The sequence below is a fragment of the Halomonas sp. AOP5-B2-8 genome (assembly GCF_052376475.1).
In the GTDB taxonomy this organism is placed as follows: domain Bacteria; phylum Pseudomonadota; class Gammaproteobacteria; order Pseudomonadales; family Halomonadaceae; genus Vreelandella; species Vreelandella casei.
The window spans coordinates 319,801-337,183 of sequence record NZ_JBQSVS010000002.1; the positions used below are offsets into that span (position 1 = coordinate 319,801).

A 17,383-nucleotide genomic window follows, 5' to 3' on the forward strand; every position below is an offset into this window, starting at 1 on the left:
ACTCATCGCCACAATACATTGATCCTCTGAGCTAATGTCACTCGCTGCTCGAAAGAGCCTCGCGCTGCTTACACGATATGCTTTCAATCCATTAGGAGAAGAATAATATGGAAAATATGGGGTTCATTTCTCTCATTCCTCCAATACTGTCCATTGTGCTAGCCGTCCTGTTTAGAAATGTCATCGTCTCCCTTTCTGTAGGCATCTTTGCGGGATTAATGATGCTCTCTGGTGGAAACCCGATTGCTGCCACAACAAGCACCATTCGTGATTACGTAACGCCTCAGCTTACCGATAGCTACAATGCTGCTGTTATTGTTCTGTTATTTTTCATCGGAGGATTCGTTTCACTTGTCGAGCATTCGGGGGGCGGTGCAGCTCTTGCTAGCCGGACTATTCACTATATTAATACCAAGGCAAAAACTCAGATCTCAGCGTGGATGGGGGGCTTAATAATATTCTTCTCAGATATGGGCACACCTTTAATTGTGGGCCCTGTTTTCGAAAAAATATTTGATAAAGTCAAAGTCTCACGAGAAAAACTGGCCTGGATTCTTGACTCTACTTCCTCCCCAGTCGCCATCTTGATTCCCTTTATTGGCTGGGGAGTTTACGTTATGGGGCTCATTCGGGAAGAGTTTAATCATCTCGGGATTAATACCTCCGAATTTACAGCATTCGTGCAAACGATACCCTTTCAGTTCTATGCAATTTTGACGGTACTGGCCGTTCCGACGGTTGCTCTCGCGCGTATTGATTTCGGTGCCATGAGACAGGCGGATCAGCGCGTTAGAGAAACAGGCCAACTATATTGGCCCGGTTCAACTCCCTTACGTAAAATTGATGCTCAGCTTAATAGTACGGGCGTAGAAAGCCACCCATCTCTTATCTGGCTTCCTCTCAGCATACTGTTCGTGACTCTATTTAGCCTTTTGGTGTCAGCTGGATTTCCTTTCGAATCAGTCCCTGGCAGTGACTTTAGAGTCGCGCTGAGCACGGCCTATTTGTTTGCCGCTGTCGTGCTTATGAGTTTGATGATTTATTTCAAAGTAAAACGTCTTGGCGATATTTTTGATATCTATATTTCAGGTATGCAGAAAATGGTCAGTGTAGTACTAATTCTAGTGCTTGCATGGGCACTAGGATCGCTACTCAAAGAGATGGGAACCGCCAACTATATTGTTGATCTTATGAAAGGCAACGTACCGCCCTTTATTGTTCCGGCTGTTATCTTTCTCTCGGCCGCAGGCATGTCCTTCGCTACTGGAAGCTCTTGGGGAACCTTCGCTATTATGCTTCCCCTGGCGATTCCTATGGCAGCTGGTTTAGAAGCACCCATTATCGTAAGTATTGCTGCCGTCTTGTCAGGAGGCATCTTTGGCGATCACTGTTCGCCCATTTCGGACTCGACCATTTTGGCATCAACGGGCGCTGGTTGTGATCATATCGACCATGTCAGAACACAGCTTCCCTACGCATTAACTAATGGTGGTATTGCCCTGGTTTCATTTGTAATAGCAGGTCTCACTGAGAGCAGCTTGACCGTATTAATCAGCGTGTTTGCAATGATTGCTACCTTCTATACGTTATCTCGGGTTCAAAAAAATCTTGTGCTAAAGCATTAAGCCAATAGGTCGTGCCGCTAATTGGCCAATACACGCTACTGCGCTGACAATAAGTCTTGGCTCAGGTGCGCTCTAAAGTGGATGGTGACTTCGAGGTTACTGCCTGACCTTGCCAATATTAAGCAGGGCAATTCCGGTACCAATCAATACAATGCCTAACAGCAAGCCTTCGGGGGCGGTTTCGCCTTGCAAAAAAATTGCGACCGGTACGCCTACTACGGCACCCACCGAACCCAGTAAACTGAGTAGCACCGGTCCGCCGCTTTTCTGAAGCAAAAAGAGCAGTAAGAACTGGCCTGCGAACACTACGGATTGAAGCGCGATCAGTAGAAGCGGAAGGCTTTGCTCGGTGGGTATGCTAAGCGAGAAGCCGGGCAGCAAACCGACACCGAATAGGATAACAACTGCGGCGATTAACATGCCGGGGGCCAGCGCATCGCCAGAGACACCCGCTGGCCAGCGCAGTGTCCTATAAATATTGCCGATCGCCAACAGTACTGGCCCCGCTAGCGCCAGGAGAATCCAGAGATAATCGGCATCCGGCGTGGAAAGCTTTTGAGCCGCTAAGGTGACGGCGCCTGCAAGGGCTGACAGGACGCCCGCCGCACGCATTACCTGAAAGCGTTCCAGCTTTAATATCAGTGCGCCAATATAGGTGAGCAGTGGCGGCAGAGTAATGGTTAAGGCAACGAACCCTGCGCCGATATGCGGAATGGCGGAGAAAAAGATCAGGTTAGACCCCGCTACCCCCACAAACCCGGCCACGAAGTAATACTCAAGGGTGCGTCCCGTGATAGGTGGCAAGTTGCGGCGGAGTGCGGAGATTGTAATCAGTATCAGCGCTGCGCCGGTGATCGACCAAAATAAAAAAGCGAGCGCTGATAGCTGCCTTTCACCCGCCAGCTTGGCTAAATTGGTCGATAGACCCAGCAAGGCACCGCCGGCTAATAGGTATGCCAGTGGGGCTAGCCAAGCTTTTTTGGATTGGGTCTTGGGATCTGTAGGTGATGTCATTTGCATATTCTCAACGTCATATCTTGATATCAAGATATTTGTGAAGAGTCTTGACGTCAAGATAAAAAAGCGCAAAATGCAGGCATGGATCATGTAGACAGCATTCTCAAACAGTGGCAGAAAGAGCGCCCCGATCTCGACGTGGTGCCAATGGGTACGCTTGGGCGGATTAAGCGGCTGAATCACTACTTAATGCGTGCCATGGAAAAGACATGGTCGAGATACGATCTGAATGGTGCCAGTTTCGATGTAATGGCAACGCTTCGCCGTGCGGGCGCGCCCTACGCGCTATCCCCCGGGGATTTGATGGCGTCCACGATGGTGACATCGGGCACCATGACGCACCGTATTAACGTGTTGGAAAAAGCTGGATTAATAAAACGGGTCAAAAACCCCGACGACGGGCGAGGGTTTTTGATCTCGCTTTCCCGGCAAGGGCTCGAAGTGATCGATGAGGCCGTGACTGCCCACGTAGAGACGCAGGCACAGCTAGCCGCTGCCTTAACCGATGAGCAGATCGCTCAACTTGATCGCTTATTGAAGCAGTTCTTAGTGGGTTTTGAGCAGCAGTAATAGCCAACATATTCGTATGCTAATCGTTATTTAATGTGAGCGTTAAAGTAACAACTTCTATCACGCTCCATTGCTTTTAAGTGCCTAAAGATGGCGTCGCTTTACCTCGACGATGGCGGCTAAGCTGACCTCGTGTAGACTCTTCACTGTCTACACAATCGATCAGCATAAGGCCCGACCAGCGCCATGACCCATTCGAACCACCATTTTTCCGATGCTGAGCAGCGTGGGCTGTACCGCGCTATACATGAGCGGCGCGATGTACGCTCGCAGTTCCTGCCTGATCCTATCCCACCAGAAATACTCGCGCGGCTTCTTAAGGCCGCCCACCATGCGCCTTCAGTGGGATTTATGCAGCCTTGGGATTTCATCGTGATTGAAAGCCGAGACGTTAGAGAATCGGTACTGGCGATGTTCGAGCAGGAGAATCAGAAGGCTGCCGAGCAGTTTGAGGGGGAGCGCAATGAACGTTACCGCGGTCTTAAGCTACAGGGCATTATGGAGAGTCCGCTTAATCTTTGTATTACCTGCGACCGCAGTCGGGGCGGCCCTAATGTGTTAGGACGCAATAGCATTCTAGAAACCGACTTATTTAGCACCTGTTTAGCCGTGCAAAACCTTTGGTTGGCGGCGCGGGCCGAAGGGGTTGGCGTCGGTTGGGTGAGTATCCTCGATCAAACGCAGCTGAGTGCTGCCCTCAAACTTCCTGATCATGTGTATCCAGTGGCGTACCTTTGCCTTGGCTATGTCAGCGAGTTTTTAGATCAGCCGGAGCTTGAAGCGAAAGGGTGGCGCTCGCGACTGCCGCTGAAGGAGTTAGTGCACAGCGATAGCTGGGGTCAGCCGCTGACGGATAGCCAACTTGACGTAGCGCTGAGTGAACCGCGATAGCGCTGGTGATCGCTGCTTGGCTCTCTCTGTACTCTGACCTTGGCTTCCTATAGCGGGGTGTCTCATTAGCCGCTATTGTATTCGTTCTTGCTTAATAAGGTAGAGGCAGCTAATGCACGATATTACTCTTCAGCGTCTCAGCGCCGACGACCCCAATATTACGATCGTGGCAAGGTGGACCTTTGGCGCCTGGGGGCATTTGCACCCAGGGCTTACGTTGGATGAGGCTATCGAGCTGACAAAAGCTGAATGCGGTAGCGCAGCGGTACCTTCTATTTTCGTCGCGATGAATGGGGAGTTGCCTGTCGGCACGGCCAGCCTGATTGCCGATGATATGAGCATTCGCAGTGAACTTACTCCGTGGCTAGCCTCCGTATTTGTGGTACCCGAATGGCGGGGTAAGGGGATTGCTTCGGCCTTAGTGCAACGCGTAGAAGCCGAGGTGCTTGAGAGCGGTATGGAGCACTTTTATCTGTATACCCCTGATCAGCAGGCGCTTTATCGGCGTTTGGCTTGGCAAGAGGAAGAAACGCTTGAGTATCGAGGCGAAACCGTCACGCTGATGTCACGGCAGCTTGCGCAGTGACATCGCGACAGTTTTATAACAACAGCAATAGGTGATGCTATGCCTGAATTACATCAACTGACGGCGACGCAACTTTTGGACGGCTACCGAGCCCGTTCCTTCTCCCCAAGCGACGTGGCGGGTGCACTGATTGAACATATCGCCACGTGGGAGCCGCACATTAATGCGCTCTATGCTTATCAACCTGATGCATTCATTCGCGCCGCCAAGGCTTCTACTCAGCGCTGGGCCAAAGGCCAGCCAAGTGGGCATCTGGATGGTGTGCCAGTCACCTTAAAAGAATTAATTGCAACGCAAGGCATGCCCGTGCCCGGAGGCACAGGGCTTGGCGAGCAGGCGATAGCTACCGAGGATGCGCCAGCAGCGACACGCTTAAATGAAGACAATGCTCTGCTGCTGGCAAAAACGACATGTCCTGACTTTGGCATGCTCTCATCAGGTCTTTCGTCATTTCATGGTTTAACCCGCAACCCATGGGATTTAGCCTGCAATACCGGCGGTTCTAGCTCAGGTGCCGGGGCAGCCGCTGCCGCCGGGTTTGGCCCGCTGCATGTGGGGACTGATATTGGTGGCTCCATACGCTTGCCTGCAGCCTGGTGTGGCGTAGTGGGGTTTAAGCCCACGCTAGGCCGTGTGCCCATTGATCCGTATTATGTGGGCCGCTGTGCAGGGCCAATGACGCGCAGCGTAGAGGACGCCGCGCTAATGATGACTGTGCTCGCTCGCACAGACCGTCGCGATGCAATGCGCTTGCCCCCAGAAAAGATCCATTGGGCCGACTTAGCGTTAGACCTTCATGGCCTGCGCGTGGGTGTAATGATGGAGGCGGGCGGTGGGCTGCCTCTGGATGAAGAAATTCGCAACTACGTAGAGCAGGCTGCAAAGCAATTAGAAGCCGCTGGCGCAACGCTGGTTCCCCTCGCGCCAGTGCTGACACGTGAAATGTTGGATGGACTAAATCACTTTTGGCAGGGTCGTCAGTGGGGTGAGCTGATGAAGCTCTCGCCTAAAGAACGTGAGCAGGTGCTGCCCTCGATTCTCGCCTGGGCAGAGGGCGGGGCTCGCTTAACGGGTGTCGACGCGGTGCAAGGTTTTCAGCAAACCATGGTGATGCGCCGCGCGACAGAAGCCGTGTTTGATAAGGTAGATGCGGTGATTTCACCCACGACGCCCAATATCGCATTTCCAGCAGAGTGGTCATCGCCTACGAATGATCCATCCCAGCCGTTTGAACACATTTTCTACACTGTGCCATGGAATATGGGCGAGCAGCCGGCGATCTCACTTAATGCCGGGTTTAGCCGGGCAACGACTTCCTTCAATATGCCTATTGGCGTTCAACTGATGGGCCCCCGTTTTGCTGATCATTTTGTTTTAAAGCTAGCGAAACAGTTGGAAGACCGATTAGCGTTACCCATGCGGTGGCCAACACTGCCCACAGTGAATTGATGTCATTCAATAATGAATAAGGGGATATCGATGAGACGCTTGATTGTGCTGCCTACCTCCAGGGCGGGCTGGGGGCTGTTAGTCGCTTTTGTGGCGCTGGTGTTAGCGGGCACATGGCCAGTGATTGGCTGGGTGAACCGCGCAACGCTGGTGATGGGGTTGCCGCTCATGGTGGTGTGGAGCTACCTGATTATTTTTGCCTGCGTGGCCGTCATGCTCGTTGGCAATCATATTGTAGAGAGAGACGATCATGAATAGCGTTTGGCCTCTGCTGATTACCTTAACGTATGTGGCTATCGCGATGATCATTGGCCTGCGTGCTCGCAATGGGTGTGCCAACAATGCCGATATGAACAGCCTAGAAGAGTGGGGCGTGGCAGGACGCAGCATGGGGCCGGTCACGTTATATCTGCTGATTGCCGCCGGGAGTGTCAGTGCTTACACCTTCATGGGTGCGCCAGGATGGGCTTATTCCAAAGGCGTGGCGGTGTTTTACGTAGCGATCTACCTCGCTTATTTGGCGCTGATAGCCTGGTATTTCGGGCCCAAGGTGTGGCAGTTCGGTGAGCAGTTTGGCCACGTAACCCAGGCAAGCGCGATTGCTGACCGTTATCAAAGCCCAGCGCTGGGCGCTTTAGCGGCGTTAGTGATGGCGATTGGCTCTGTCGCTTATGCGGTACTGCAAACGATCGGTTCGGCGTACATTTTGTTCGTAATGAGCGGAGGGATGATCCCCATTTGGCTGGGTGTGTTGTCAGTGCTGGCCTGTATTGCGGTCTACCTGTACGCCAGCGGACAGCGGGCGATTGGCCGTACCAATGCGTTTCAGGGCGTACTCATGCTGATCGTTGCTTGGGCGGTTGGTTTGTGGGCGGTCCATAGCGCTACCGGGGGGCTGAGCTTTGCGGGCGTATTTGAGCGCATTCAAACTGAACACGGTGAGTTTTTAACGCTGCCGGGGGCGGGCGGTGATATGAGCTTTAGCTTCTGGACGACATCGATCATCGTTTCAATGTTTTCGTTTATGCCGCCGGTATGGACCCAGTGGATGAGTGCTTCATCAGCGCGCACTATCCGCCGTAGCGCGACTTGGTTACCTACTTATTACGTGGTGATATTACCCATGGTAGTGGTGGGGTTTATCGGCATTTACTCACTGCCGGAGTTGGCGCGTGCTGATACGGTTGCCCTTGAATACGCGATGCAGCACTTGCCCGTCGTGCTAGTCGGATTACTGGGGGCGGGCACCTTGGCGGCATCGATGTCTTCAAGCGAGCCTTTTATCCACTCGGTATCGCTGTCACTGAGTAAAGATGTGCTTCAGCCGGTGTTAAAACTCTCGGAAGGGGCGACTGGCAAGCTCGCGCGGCTATTAATTCTACCCATCATGTTTCTGGTGGTTGCCCCATTGGCTATTGCTGAGCCGGGTAGTTTGGTGATGATTCTGTTAGTGGGGCTAGGGTTTGCCTCCCAGGTATTACCGGCGTTCATTGGTATGTTTTTCTGGCCGCGGGCTTCTCGCCTGGGTGTGATGGCTGGCATTGTGGCGGGATTTTTAGTCACCGTTGCGTTTACAACGCTATGGCCGCATCCGCTGGGCATTCATGCAGGCTTCTGGGGGCTAATGATCAACCTGCCGGTCTTTGTGGCCGTGTCTTTAATCACCCCAGCGAGCAATGCCGAGATAGTTGAGCGCTTCTTTCGTATTGCTGCCCCGCGTGGTTTTACTCGGCTTGGGGGCGCGAAAAAATAGCCACGGGTAATGGCATTCACCATGATGAATGCACCCGTCAAATGATGGCGCCAAAGTCTCACCGGTTTGGCTATAACCCTTCATACTACCAACAAAAAGCCGGTTCACTCGTGAACCGGCTTTGCAGTATTTCTAAAGGATTTTTTTAATCATCTAGTGATGCAAAAATCAATTAACGCCTGCCGCGCCGCCGACTATGCCGCTACGAAAGTCGTTGTTACTGCCAGTGCGGTTTTTAAGATGATTAGACACGGTGTCTTCAGGTGAGCCTGCCATTTCGCGGAACATGCCCATCGAGCCCAGCAGCGCCGACGATTCATAGGGTACGAATACTCGCTCGCCGTCTTTTGCCATGTTGGGTAATACTTTGATGTAACTCTGGCCGAGTAGATAGCCCACTACGGTCCGCTTGTTTTCTTCACTGTCGCCAATGGCGCTAAGCACCAGCTTGATCGACTCCTGCTCGCCCTGGGCGCGCAAAATGGCCGATTCTTTATCACCCTGAGCGTTGAGGATGGAGGACTCTCGCTGCCCCTGAGCCATGGCAATCGCCGCTGATTTTTCACCCTCAGCTTCGGTGACGGTAGCACGGCGTTTACGTTCAGCGGCCATTTGTAGGCGCATGGCGGTTTCGACTTCATCCGGCATGGCGATATCCTGCACTTCAACGCGAGATATTTTTATGCCCCACTTAGAAGCGGGTTCTTCCATTGCCGCTTGAATCTCATTATTCACTTCCGCGCGGGATTCGAACAGTTTATCCAACTCCATCTTGCCGACGACTGAACGCAGCGTTGTCTTGGCCAGTACCTCAACCGCCTGGCTCATGTTGACGACCTCGTAGACGGCCCGTTTAGGGTCGATAATCTGGTAGTAGAGCGCGCCATTAATACGCACCGTCACGTTATCTGTCGTCACCACCGGCTGGCCGGGGAAGTCCATTACCGTTTCGCGGCGGTCGATCCGGATTTCGTCTGTGGTGATCGCGGTGTATTCCTCACCGAGTTTGCGATAGCGCAGCATAGTGATGGCGCGGGGTTGTTCGATAAACGGGATAATAATGTTAATACCACTTTCCAATACGCGATTGAACGACCCAAGTCGTTCCACCACCATTACTTCAGATTGGCGGATAATGATTAAGCCTTTAGAAATAATCACGACCGCGATCGCAACAACAATTAGGCTTATTAATAAACCTGGGCTAATAGGTAAATCCATTGTTAGGGTTCCTTACGTTGTGAGTTGTCTTCTTGAGGGGCAATGTCTGCAGGCTGATATAGCGTGACCAAAGCGGTAGTACCTTCAAAGCGCCTAAATACTACTGTTGTACCGTTGGGGAACTCGATTTCACCAGTATCAAGGTCGCGTAAACGATAAAAATCGCCGTTTACTTTAATGCCGGTGGCATCGTCAAAATCACGGCGGAGAGTCGTGTAATGGTTACCTTTCTCTACGCCAGTCCCTGTCGTCCCGTAGGCGACTCCGCGGGGTGAAAAACGCGGGCGAATGACCATGATGCATAGCGGTAGCAGCACCCCCGTAAAAATAGCCATGCTGAGCAACTGCCAAGGAAGCGTTAACCCCAAAGCAGTAACCGCCGCCGTTAGCGCTGCAGCGATTCCCAGCGCCAGTAACACCATCGCACCCGATGTGAGCTCACCCAAGCTAAGCAGTAGTGCTAGTACTAGCCATGTATATGCAGGATTCCAATCCATAGTTTCTCCTAAAATGGATTAATGGTCTGGCACTAGAGTAACTCATTAACCGCATCTTGGGGTGTAGGTTAGGCTGGCTTAGGCGCGGGGGGGACGGTATTCCATCCATTTTCAGAGGGTGGCGTTCAACCGGCCACAACAACCCGCCCCGTAAGGATATCGCTGCCTTCCCGGGCAGGTAGATGTTTGCCGGATTAACCGTCAGCGTGGGTATTTGTCGTTCTGTTGATGATCCGGTGACTCCCCGGACGGTGTCGCCTCCGGCCGGTCAACGAACTTGCCCGCCTTCCAGGGAAAGCGGCCAAAGTCGTTGACGTCTTCCGGCTCGCCCTTGCGGGTTTCGCGGTAGTTGGGCACTGAGAGTTCCATCAAGTCTGGGCGGCCGCCCCAGGTGGTGCTGTCCACCTCGGCGCGTTGCGCTTCGCACAGTGCTTTGAGCTCTTCATCACTGCTATTGGCATATAAATCACGCCAGTAGGTAGCGGGAAGGGCACGCCTACCCGTTTCGTCATAAGCCTTGGTGGTCGGGTCAAGGTGACGGAAGGGCTCTAACTCAGGTACATCCGGCAGCGGCTGAGAGACATCCATATAACGCTGCAACATATCCCAAGCGGCGTAGCGTTGAGCAATACTGCCATCCACGGTAAAACTAAATTCCAGCGGACGTTTAGAAAAGGAGTCTGGACTACTATGGGGGTAACGGTGAATTAACTTAAGGGAATGAAACTGAGAGCCCTGAGTGCCTAAAGTCATCTCGATATGAGCATCGAACTCGTAAAATGGAAAGATCCCGCGAAATGTTTTTACCATGCCAGTACGTCGACAAAAAGCATAATCATTCGACCAGTTGCGATTGCCTTTATAAAACTTTAACTCATATTTTTCCCACAGCTGGCGAAGAATGGTTGCAATGCCGCAAACAGTGGTGGCAAGTAACAAAGGGGTAAATGCTTGAAGCAATGTATCGGCTGCAAATATAAACAAAATAGTACAAATGGCAATTACACCAAAAATAAACCACCCTCCCCCTCTTACAAAGCTAAAGCCATGAGTAAATAAAATAAAGAAAAATCTAGTAATTCGATAAAAATCGTTAACATCTTCGTCAACTCGCTTAGACCAGCGTGACTCATTGATCATGGTGTAATCATGATAATCATCGCCGATATATTGATACTCCCGAAACCAAAGGTCCGAGTATTGATAAGTAGTAGGGTTTATATCTAGATAACTGCCCCAGGGCAGGCGAGTTTCGAGGATGCGCCCACGCAGCATCTCATTTTTTGGGGCATAGCTCTGTTCGGGAAGCGCATCGGCGCGGTAGGCGGTTTCGGCGTAGCCATCCGTTGGCGTTTGCGGTTCGTGTTGCAAGCTCATCGGCGGCCTCCCTGCTGGGGCCTTACCCAGGTCAACGACGAAGGGTGTGTGGTAAAGGTCATTTCGTCCTCAATGGGTTGATAGGATCTGCTAGCCCGATCCCAGAACTGAATGGTGCCCTGGCCCGTTAGGTCGTCAAGATACAGTCGCACAAGGTTGGCTTCCTGGTGATACTCCTGCCTGTAGTCGGACTCATGCTGAAAGCGGCCACGGTTATGGCGCAACCAGCGCCCAACTCCTTTGTTTCTCCATGCCCACTTGACCTTGCTACCGCCAGAGAAGGCCACCAGCGGCCTTCCAAAAGAATGTATTGATGCGATGATGTTAATGGTTGTCGCGTTTGTTCTGCGCAGTTGAGTCTTTGGCTTCAGCGCGCTCGACAAAGCGGTCCGCCTTGTTGGGGAAGCGGCCGTAGGCGTTAACGTCTTCGGGTTCTGCGGTATAGCTGTCGCCATAGCCGGGCACGGATTGGGCCATTAGGTCTGGGCGGCTTCCCCAAGGCGCTGCATCAACTACCTGTCGGTGCTTTTCGCGCAGTTGTTTCAGTTCCTGCTCACTGGCATTCGCGTAGAGATCACGCCAGTAGGTGGCTGGGCGACCGCGCTTACCCGCCTGATCGAAGGCTTTAGTGGTGGGGTCAAGATGACGGAACGGCTCCAGGCGGGGAATGTCCGGCAACGGCTGGCTGACATCCATATAGCGGCCCAGCATGTCCCACATGGCATATAACTGGGCAATATTACCGTCGGCCGGAAAATTATAATCGAGCGGTAGACCGTTGCGTTCGTCTTTACTATGTTGCGGATAGCGATGACGCACCTTGAGGCTATGGAACTGGTTACCTTTCATATCAGCGCGCATTTCGATAAAGGCATCGAATTCATAAAAAGGGAACTCACCACGGAAGGACTTCACCATGCCCGTGCGCCTACAAAACGCGATATCGTCCGTCCAGTTTTTATTGCTTTTATAAAAGCGAATGCTGTATTTCTCGTAAAGCCTTCGCAGTATGGTAGCTGCCCCACAGAATGCAGCTACTCCAAGCGGAAATGTCAAAATAAGTGGTGGATATTCTGGTGTGTCAGAAAAGAATTGAGCGATCACTCCAACGACCGAAGTTATGACGGCTAGAGCGAAAACAAAGTACCCCCCTCCACCGATAAAGCTAAACCCGTGAGAGATGACGACAAACCAAAAGCGCAAGAAGCGATAAAGCAGGCTGATATCTTCATCGACAAACTTCGACCAGCGTGCATCATTAATCATGGCATAGCCAAGATAATCTTCTTTCATGTACTGGTAATCCTCAAACCACTCATTATCGTACTCATAGAGGGTAGGATTAACCCCGATATAATGCCCCCAGGGTAGCCGGGCCACATCTAAATTACTGCCCAGTTTTTTCCAAGTGCTTTTTTCTGACGGCGGTGCCTGGCGGGGAATAGCGTCAGCCCGAAAGGCAGTCTCGGCATAGTGATCTTGCTGTTCCGTCGGGCTCATGCTCCGTCTCCTTGTTTGTTCCATACCCGTTTAGCCACACTACCGCCAGGGAAGGCCGCCAGCGGCCTTCCACAATAATGTATTGATGACAGTTATTGCGATGATGTTAATGGTTGTCGCGTTTGTTCTGCACAGTTGAGTCTTTGGCTTCAGTGCGCTCGACGAAGCGGTCCCCCTTGTTGGGGAAGCGGCCGTAGGCGTTAACGTCTTCGGGCTCTGCGGTATAGCTGTCGCCATAGCCGGGCACGGATTGGGCCATTAGGTCTGGGCGGCTGCCCCAAGGGGCGGCATCGACCACTTGGCGGTGCTCTTCGCGGCGTTGTTTTAGTTCCTGCTCGCTGGCCTTGGCGTAGAGGTCGCGCCAGTAGGTGGCTGGACGACCACGCTTACCCGCCTCATCGAAGGCCTTGGTGGTAGGGTCTAGATGGCGAAACGGCTCCAGGCGAGGGATATCCGGCAGTGGCTGGCTGACATCCATATAGCGGCCCAGCATGTCCCACATCGCATACAGCTGGGCAATGCTCCCGTCAGCCGGAAAATTATAATCGAGCGGTAGACCGTTGCGCTCGTCTTTACTGTGCTGCGGATAGCGATGGCGCACCTTAAGGCTATGGAACTGGTTACCTTTCATGTCAGCACTCATTTCGATAAAGGCATCGAATTCATAGAAAGGGAAATCACCGCGAGAGGACTTCACAATGCCCGTTCGTCGACAAAAAGCGACATCGTCTGACCAGTTCTTATTGCTTTTATAGAAACGGATACTGTTTTTTTCGTAAAGCCTTCGTAGTATCGTTGCAATGCTACAAAGTGCCGTTACGCATAATGGGATAATAAAGATATCAAGTGACAAACCATTTTTTGGCCAGAATAATTCCATAAACACTTCGATTAAAAGAACTACGATTGAAACTCCGACAAAAAAATACCCCCCCCCTCCTATAAAGCTAAATAAATGGGAAAAAAATACAAACCAAAAGCGCAAAAAGCGATAAAATAAGTTTATATCTTCATCAACAAACTGCGACCAACGCATTTCGTTGATCATATTGTAACGACGGTAATCCTGCTCCCCCATGTACTGATAGCTACGATACCAGGACTCCGAATGTTCATATTCGTAGATAGAAGGATTTACCCCAATATAATTTCCCCAGGGTAGCCGAGCGACATCGAAGTTACTTTCCAGTTTTCCCCATACGTTCTTTTCTGGGGGCGGAGCCTGGCGGGGAATGGCATCGGACCGAAAGGCGGTCTCAGCATAATGATCTTGTGGCTGTTCCGTCTGACTCATGCTCGGGCTCCTTGCTTGTTCCATACCCAGGTTAGCGTCGAGGGTTGTGCCGCGAAAGTTACACTATCTTCCAGCTTGCAGTGTCGTTTCTCATCCGTATCCCAGTACTCCACGCTACCTCGGCCTTCAAGGTCACTCGGCCTTACGCGCACCAAGTAACTCCCCTGGTGGTATTCGCGTTGATAATCTGGCTCGTGGCGAAAGCGGCTATAGCTGGATGCTAACCAATCGGCCGGAACATCACCTAATCCTGTAGAGGGGACGCCCAAACGGTTCCACTCCCGAGGAAGACGGATACCCAAATAACGTACCGTTGAATCTTCTGGGTCTTGCTTTGCAATATCCACTAGTACGCGGCGGCGATCCATAGGGGCGTATTGATAGGTGTACCTCCTGTCCGGTACGGGGGCAGAGCAGTCGACTTCGACTTGGGTGATGGGCAATTGAAACTCACCGTAGCGAAGGCCAGGGCAGGTCATTTTGAGGGCAATGTCGCAATTGTGAAAACCGGAATCAATGTGCTCCAATCCTCTTGTCGATACCAGCTCGAAATGTGCTTGAAACAGACCCTGAAGCAGCAGTATGTAGGCCTGTTGGGGGGAAGCGTCCTGCAAGGGAGTAAGGTAATCACGAATCTTAGCCTGATGGTTTGTCGTCCCCGATTCATCTTGCGAAGTAAGCTCTGCGAGGCGGCCGTCGCGCTCATTCTGCTGATTTCCAAAAGGGCCATATTTGGCCCATAACGACACGCGATCGTCGCGGCTGTTGGTAGCCATATAGTTGCAAACCAGCGCTACTGCCAAGCTGGCAAGCATGATAGGCACTGGTCGTGGCGTGCCCACCAAGCCCAAGACTCTGTGCAAGAACTGATTTCGTAATAAATTTCTCTCGGCAATGTTGGCGGCCGCTTGGCCGAAACCCGAACCAGCATAGCTACCGACACCAATGGCGGCGCTAGAACCTGCCATCCAGCGCGCCGAAGTGTATTGTTTTTGCTGATAGAGCTGGTAAGCATCCACGGCCACTAACGTAGCTGTAAAAAGCCCAGCAGTGAAACCAAAGGCACCACGGTAGCGACCAGCGTCTCCCATGGCTCGCCTCCACTCATCATTAGTGATAAATGATGAATCAAGTGCTTTATTGACCTTTACTGCCCAGGCCCAATTAACGTTAGCTAGCTTCAAGCCTTGAGCTGTTAATAACGAGGCATCAATAACTGCACTGCCAACTTTCATTCGATTCAAAGCGTTATTATTATCTCGCGCGTTTACTATGCTCACTGTCAGGTTCCACAGCTCCAGCACCACCAACCCAGACCAAAGTCCGATATACCCCGTCTGTGTCCACCGAAAGGCCTGCTCACTGGTCACTTGTCCTGTCACCTGAGCACGGCCGGTGGCCGCTGATGACGAGGCGACGTCGCCGCCCATGACGTTGCGGGCGGAGGCGGCCTGTAGGGCGATGCCGCCCTGGGCCATCTCCTCGGTCAAAGGTTTGAACTGGCTGGGCAAGAGCCAATGAACGGCGCCATCGACATCGGCCACCTCAATGGGGAGGCCACCCATCAAAGCGCCTTTGAGATCACCGATATCGGAGGCCAGGGTGATGGTCATGGTCTCACCCAGTTTCAGGCCCGCCACCGCGTTGAGCAGGGTCGGTACGATGCTGCTGGCGACGGCATCCGTACCGTTGAGCGCCATGCGTGCGCGGTTCATGGCCGGCCCCAGATCACCGACTTCTTCATCCAGGCGCTGCTGCCAGGCAATCAGTTGTTCCCCGGTCGGGGTAGCGACCTGGTCCTGCTGGTCCTTGACGTTTTGGGCGGCCACCTGCAGCACGTCCAGATTCCTGGCATAAGGGCTGCCCCAAACGTTCGTGCTGCAGTTCTCATCGGCGAACAGCAGGGGAGAGCAAGCATGGCCCGCCTGCTGTTGATTGGAGGCGAACAGCGCTTCAAGAGCTTGCCGACACTGTGCAGGGGCCTGGAGGGCTTGGGCTTCTTCGGGCGTAGCCTTGAAGTCGAGGCAGTTCAAGCCGGTTTGCAGCGTCTCGATACAGCGTGCCAGCAGCGCGTAAGGCTCCAGGTGGTTGATATCATCAAACAGCATGGCGTCGCGCAGGGTATGGCAAAAGGCCCCTGGCGATGTGTCATTAAACAGCGTCACCAGCGCCGACAGCCGCTCGTCGATCCTCAGGCGGGCCAGGCGTCGCTCTTCTTCCTTGATCAAGCGGGCGAACAGGCTCTCCCGGGAGCGTTCGAGGCGGGTGTCATACCAGGTGTCGAGGTAGAGCGGGTTGTCTTCACCCTCCGGGCCATACGGCATGAAACAGTTGGCCTGAATCAGTTCAGCCGACTTGCCGTGGGGGTGATATTTCATGCCTTCGGAGAGTACCCAAAGCAGTTCCTGACCCGCCTGGACATCCTCGATCAGGTGGTCAATCGCTTGTTTGGGGTCGCGCAAGAAGATAGCGCAGAGCTGCTGTTCGCGAAGCGCCACTAGACAATCGTCGGTTCCCTCCGGCGCTGGGAGCAAGGCAAGCGAGGCGTCATCCGCACGCTCGTCATCCGCACGGCAGGCATTGTTCCATTGCTGCACCAGGCAACTACGTAGCGCGGGTGAGAAGTGCCGTTGGTGCGTCTGCGTATCGATGTCTGGCGCTACTGCCTGTTGGTCGTCGGACTCGAAGAACTCACGGTCGGCCTGTAACTGCTGGACAAGGGTGTTCCAACCCGCTGCCGTGGTATCTTCCAGATAATCTCTGGCGCTGCCCCAGGCTTGCTCGTACATCACATCGCGTGGTCGCATGGGTGGCAGCCACTCAACGGCGGCCTTGCCAGCGCACTCGTCACGGTTGATTTCCAAGCTGTGGGTGTACATGTTGCGCACGTCGCCCTGCAGCATGGCACTCACTGACGATTCATTGAGGGCAAGCGGTTGGCAACGTTGGTTGATCAACGCTGGGTTGGCTTCCAACTGTTCGATATGCGCCCAGGGCCAGGGGTGGTCGGAGAAAGCCAAGCGCACATTGGCTGTTTCGCCATTGAGCTTGAGGGGCAAATGGAGGTGTGCCAGAGCGGGACCGCTGAAATCTCGAACGGAGGGAACGTCACCCTGTTGCCGATACGTCGCGATGTCGCTATCGGTGAACTGCGGCGCTTGGTTCGGCTCGCCGGACACCACCAACTCCCTGATCAGTCGGTTGTCGAGAAACACGTAGATGAAGCCGCCACGGCATGGCCCTGCCGCCAGCTCCTGATGATCGATGTACAGCATGGGCAGGGTCGAGACCATCAGGTTGTGCTGGAATGAACGCTGCTTGGGGATTAAGCCGCATTGGGAGATATCTTCCACCTGCAGCAATGGAATCTCGATGTCACCGAGTTTCTGGATCAGACCATAGCCCGCCAGCTCTTCTTCTAAGTACGTTTGCTGGGTCTCGACAATCGGCCCGTAACGGCCTTCCGAGGCATCTCCCTCTGCCAGGCATTCTTCGGCGGCGTCACCCTGGTAGAGCCAGTATTCATTCTGGTCGTTATCCGTATGACGACCGGTGATTTCCACGTAGATCGCCTTGGGGCTGCACGCATGGTTCTGTGACATT

The 17,383-nt window shown here is 53.0% G+C and carries 14 protein-coding genes; 7 read left to right on the forward strand and 7 right to left on the reverse strand.

The features are described 5' to 3' along the window. Positions 1-107: 107 nt before the first annotated feature. Positions 108-1,625 (forward strand): Na+/H+ antiporter NhaC family protein, encoded by a 1,518-nt coding sequence (locus ACT3RP_RS06085; protein ID WP_483393452.1) that lies wholly within the window; start codon positions 108-110, stop codon positions 1,623-1,625. Positions 1,626-1,721: 96 nt separating this feature from the next. Here the strand turns inward: ACT3RP_RS06085 and ACT3RP_RS06090 are convergent, their stop codons facing one another. After that, positions 1,722-2,639, reverse strand: a complete 918-nt coding sequence (locus ACT3RP_RS06090) for a DMT family transporter (RefSeq protein ID WP_483393453.1) — start codon at positions 2,637-2,639, stop codon at positions 1,722-1,724. 84 nt (positions 2,640-2,723) lie between these two features. On the opposite strand from ACT3RP_RS06090, the gene ACT3RP_RS06095 reads away from it, so the two are divergent. The 6 genes from ACT3RP_RS06095 (at position 2,724) to ACT3RP_RS06120 (ending at position 7,891) form a co-directional block, all read left to right on the forward strand. Then, the gene (locus ACT3RP_RS06095; RefSeq protein ID WP_096278725.1) at positions 2,724-3,212 is read left to right on the forward strand and encodes a MarR family winged helix-turn-helix transcriptional regulator; all 489 of its coding nucleotides are present in this window, start codon (positions 2,724-2,726) and stop codon (positions 3,210-3,212) included. Between the two features lie 186 nt (positions 3,213-3,398). Next, the gene (gene bluB / locus ACT3RP_RS06100) at positions 3,399-4,103 is read left to right on the forward strand and encodes a 5,6-dimethylbenzimidazole synthase (RefSeq protein ID WP_483393454.1); all 705 of its coding nucleotides are present in this window, start codon (positions 3,399-3,401) and stop codon (positions 4,101-4,103) included. Between the two features lie 112 nt (positions 4,104-4,215). Then, entirely contained in the window at positions 4,216-4,689 is a 474-nt protein-coding gene (locus ACT3RP_RS06105) for a GNAT family N-acetyltransferase (RefSeq protein ID WP_483393455.1), read from the forward strand. A gap of 39 nt (positions 4,690-4,728) precedes the next feature. Continuing rightward, a complete protein-coding gene (locus ACT3RP_RS06110; RefSeq protein WP_483393456.1) occupies positions 4,729-6,138 on the forward strand; it encodes an amidase in 1,410 nt (469 codons plus the stop codon). Between the two features lie 30 nt (positions 6,139-6,168). Next, the gene (locus ACT3RP_RS06115; RefSeq protein ID WP_441671808.1) at positions 6,169-6,396 is read left to right on the forward strand and encodes a hypothetical protein; all 228 of its coding nucleotides are present in this window, start codon (positions 6,169-6,171) and stop codon (positions 6,394-6,396) included. Further along, entirely contained in the window at positions 6,389-7,891 is a 1,503-nt protein-coding gene (locus ACT3RP_RS06120; RefSeq protein WP_441684644.1) for a sodium:solute symporter family protein, read from the forward strand. Before ACT3RP_RS06115 ends, ACT3RP_RS06120 begins: the two co-directional genes overlap by 8 nt. A gap of 168 nt (positions 7,892-8,059) precedes the next feature. Here ACT3RP_RS06120 and ACT3RP_RS06125 read toward each other — a convergent pair whose 3' ends face one another. From ACT3RP_RS06125 to ACT3RP_RS06150, 6 genes are all read right to left on the reverse strand, one after another. Then, the gene (locus tag ACT3RP_RS06125) at positions 8,060-9,112 is read right to left on the reverse strand and encodes an SPFH domain-containing protein (RefSeq protein ID WP_441684646.1); all 1,053 of its coding nucleotides are present in this window, start codon (positions 9,110-9,112) and stop codon (positions 8,060-8,062) included. Between the two features lie 2 nt (positions 9,113-9,114). Next, on the reverse strand, positions 9,115-9,609 hold the full coding sequence (locus ACT3RP_RS06130; RefSeq protein ID WP_096278739.1) for a nodulation efficiency, NfeD-like protein: 495 nt from the start codon (positions 9,607-9,609) through the stop codon (positions 9,115-9,117). A 201-nt stretch (positions 9,610-9,810) separates the two neighbouring features. Further along, entirely contained in the window at positions 9,811-10,986 is a 1,176-nt protein-coding gene (locus ACT3RP_RS06135; protein ID WP_483393457.1) for a hypothetical protein, read from the reverse strand. A 324-nt stretch (positions 10,987-11,310) separates the two neighbouring features. Next, positions 11,311-12,486, reverse strand: a complete 1,176-nt coding sequence (locus ACT3RP_RS06140) for a hypothetical protein (RefSeq protein WP_483393458.1) — start codon at positions 12,484-12,486, stop codon at positions 11,311-11,313. Positions 12,487-12,592: 106 nt separating this feature from the next. Further along, the gene (locus ACT3RP_RS06145; RefSeq protein ID WP_096278748.1) at positions 12,593-13,780 is read right to left on the reverse strand and encodes a hypothetical protein; all 1,188 of its coding nucleotides are present in this window, start codon (positions 13,778-13,780) and stop codon (positions 12,593-12,595) included. Further along, positions 13,777-17,382: a hypothetical protein gene (locus ACT3RP_RS06150; protein WP_441684654.1), complete on the reverse strand. Its 3,606-nt coding sequence runs from the start codon at positions 17,380-17,382 to the stop codon at positions 13,777-13,779. Before ACT3RP_RS06150 ends, ACT3RP_RS06145 begins: the two co-directional genes overlap by 4 nt. Position 17,383: the final 1 nt, after the last annotated feature.

What these genes read in the sequence shown, in the direction of transcription:
- ACT3RP_RS06120 (WP_441684644.1), top strand. Translation starts at nt 6,389, where the DNA reads ATGAATAGCGTTTGGCCTCTGCTGATTACCTTAACGTATGTGGCTATC.
- ACT3RP_RS06125 (WP_441684646.1), bottom strand. Translation starts at nt 9,112, where the DNA reads ATGGATTTACCTATTAGCCCAGGTTTATTAATAAGCCTAATTGTTGTT.
- ACT3RP_RS06130 (WP_096278739.1), bottom strand. Translation starts at nt 9,609, where the DNA reads ATGGATTGGAATCCTGCATATACATGGCTAGTACTAGCACTACTGCTT.
- ACT3RP_RS06110 (WP_483393456.1), top strand. Translation starts at nt 4,729, where the DNA reads ATGCCTGAATTACATCAACTGACGGCGACGCAACTTTTGGACGGCTAC.
- ACT3RP_RS06090 (WP_483393453.1), bottom strand. Translation starts at nt 2,639, where the DNA reads ATGACATCACCTACAGATCCCAAGACCCAATCCAAAAAAGCTTGGCTA.
- ACT3RP_RS06105 (WP_483393455.1), top strand. Translation starts at nt 4,216, where the DNA reads ATGCACGATATTACTCTTCAGCGTCTCAGCGCCGACGACCCCAATATT.
- ACT3RP_RS06115 (WP_441671808.1), top strand. Translation starts at nt 6,169, where the DNA reads ATGAGACGCTTGATTGTGCTGCCTACCTCCAGGGCGGGCTGGGGGCTG.
- ACT3RP_RS06145 (WP_096278748.1), bottom strand. Translation starts at nt 13,780, where the DNA reads ATGAGTCAGACGGAACAGCCACAAGATCATTATGCTGAGACCGCCTTT.
- ACT3RP_RS06095 (WP_096278725.1), top strand. Translation starts at nt 2,724, where the DNA reads ATGGATCATGTAGACAGCATTCTCAAACAGTGGCAGAAAGAGCGCCCC.
- ACT3RP_RS06140 (WP_483393458.1), bottom strand. Translation starts at nt 12,486, where the DNA reads ATGAGCCCGACGGAACAGCAAGATCACTATGCCGAGACTGCCTTTCGG.
- bluB (WP_483393454.1), top strand. Translation starts at nt 3,399, where the DNA reads ATGACCCATTCGAACCACCATTTTTCCGATGCTGAGCAGCGTGGGCTG.
- ACT3RP_RS06085 (WP_483393452.1), top strand. Translation starts at nt 108, where the DNA reads ATGGAAAATATGGGGTTCATTTCTCTCATTCCTCCAATACTGTCCATT.
- ACT3RP_RS06150 (WP_441684654.1), bottom strand. Translation starts at nt 17,382, where the DNA reads ATGTCACAGAACCATGCGTGCAGCCCCAAGGCGATCTACGTGGAAATC.
- ACT3RP_RS06135 (WP_483393457.1), bottom strand. Translation starts at nt 10,986, where the DNA reads ATGAGCTTGCAACACGAACCGCAAACGCCAACGGATGGCTACGCCGAA.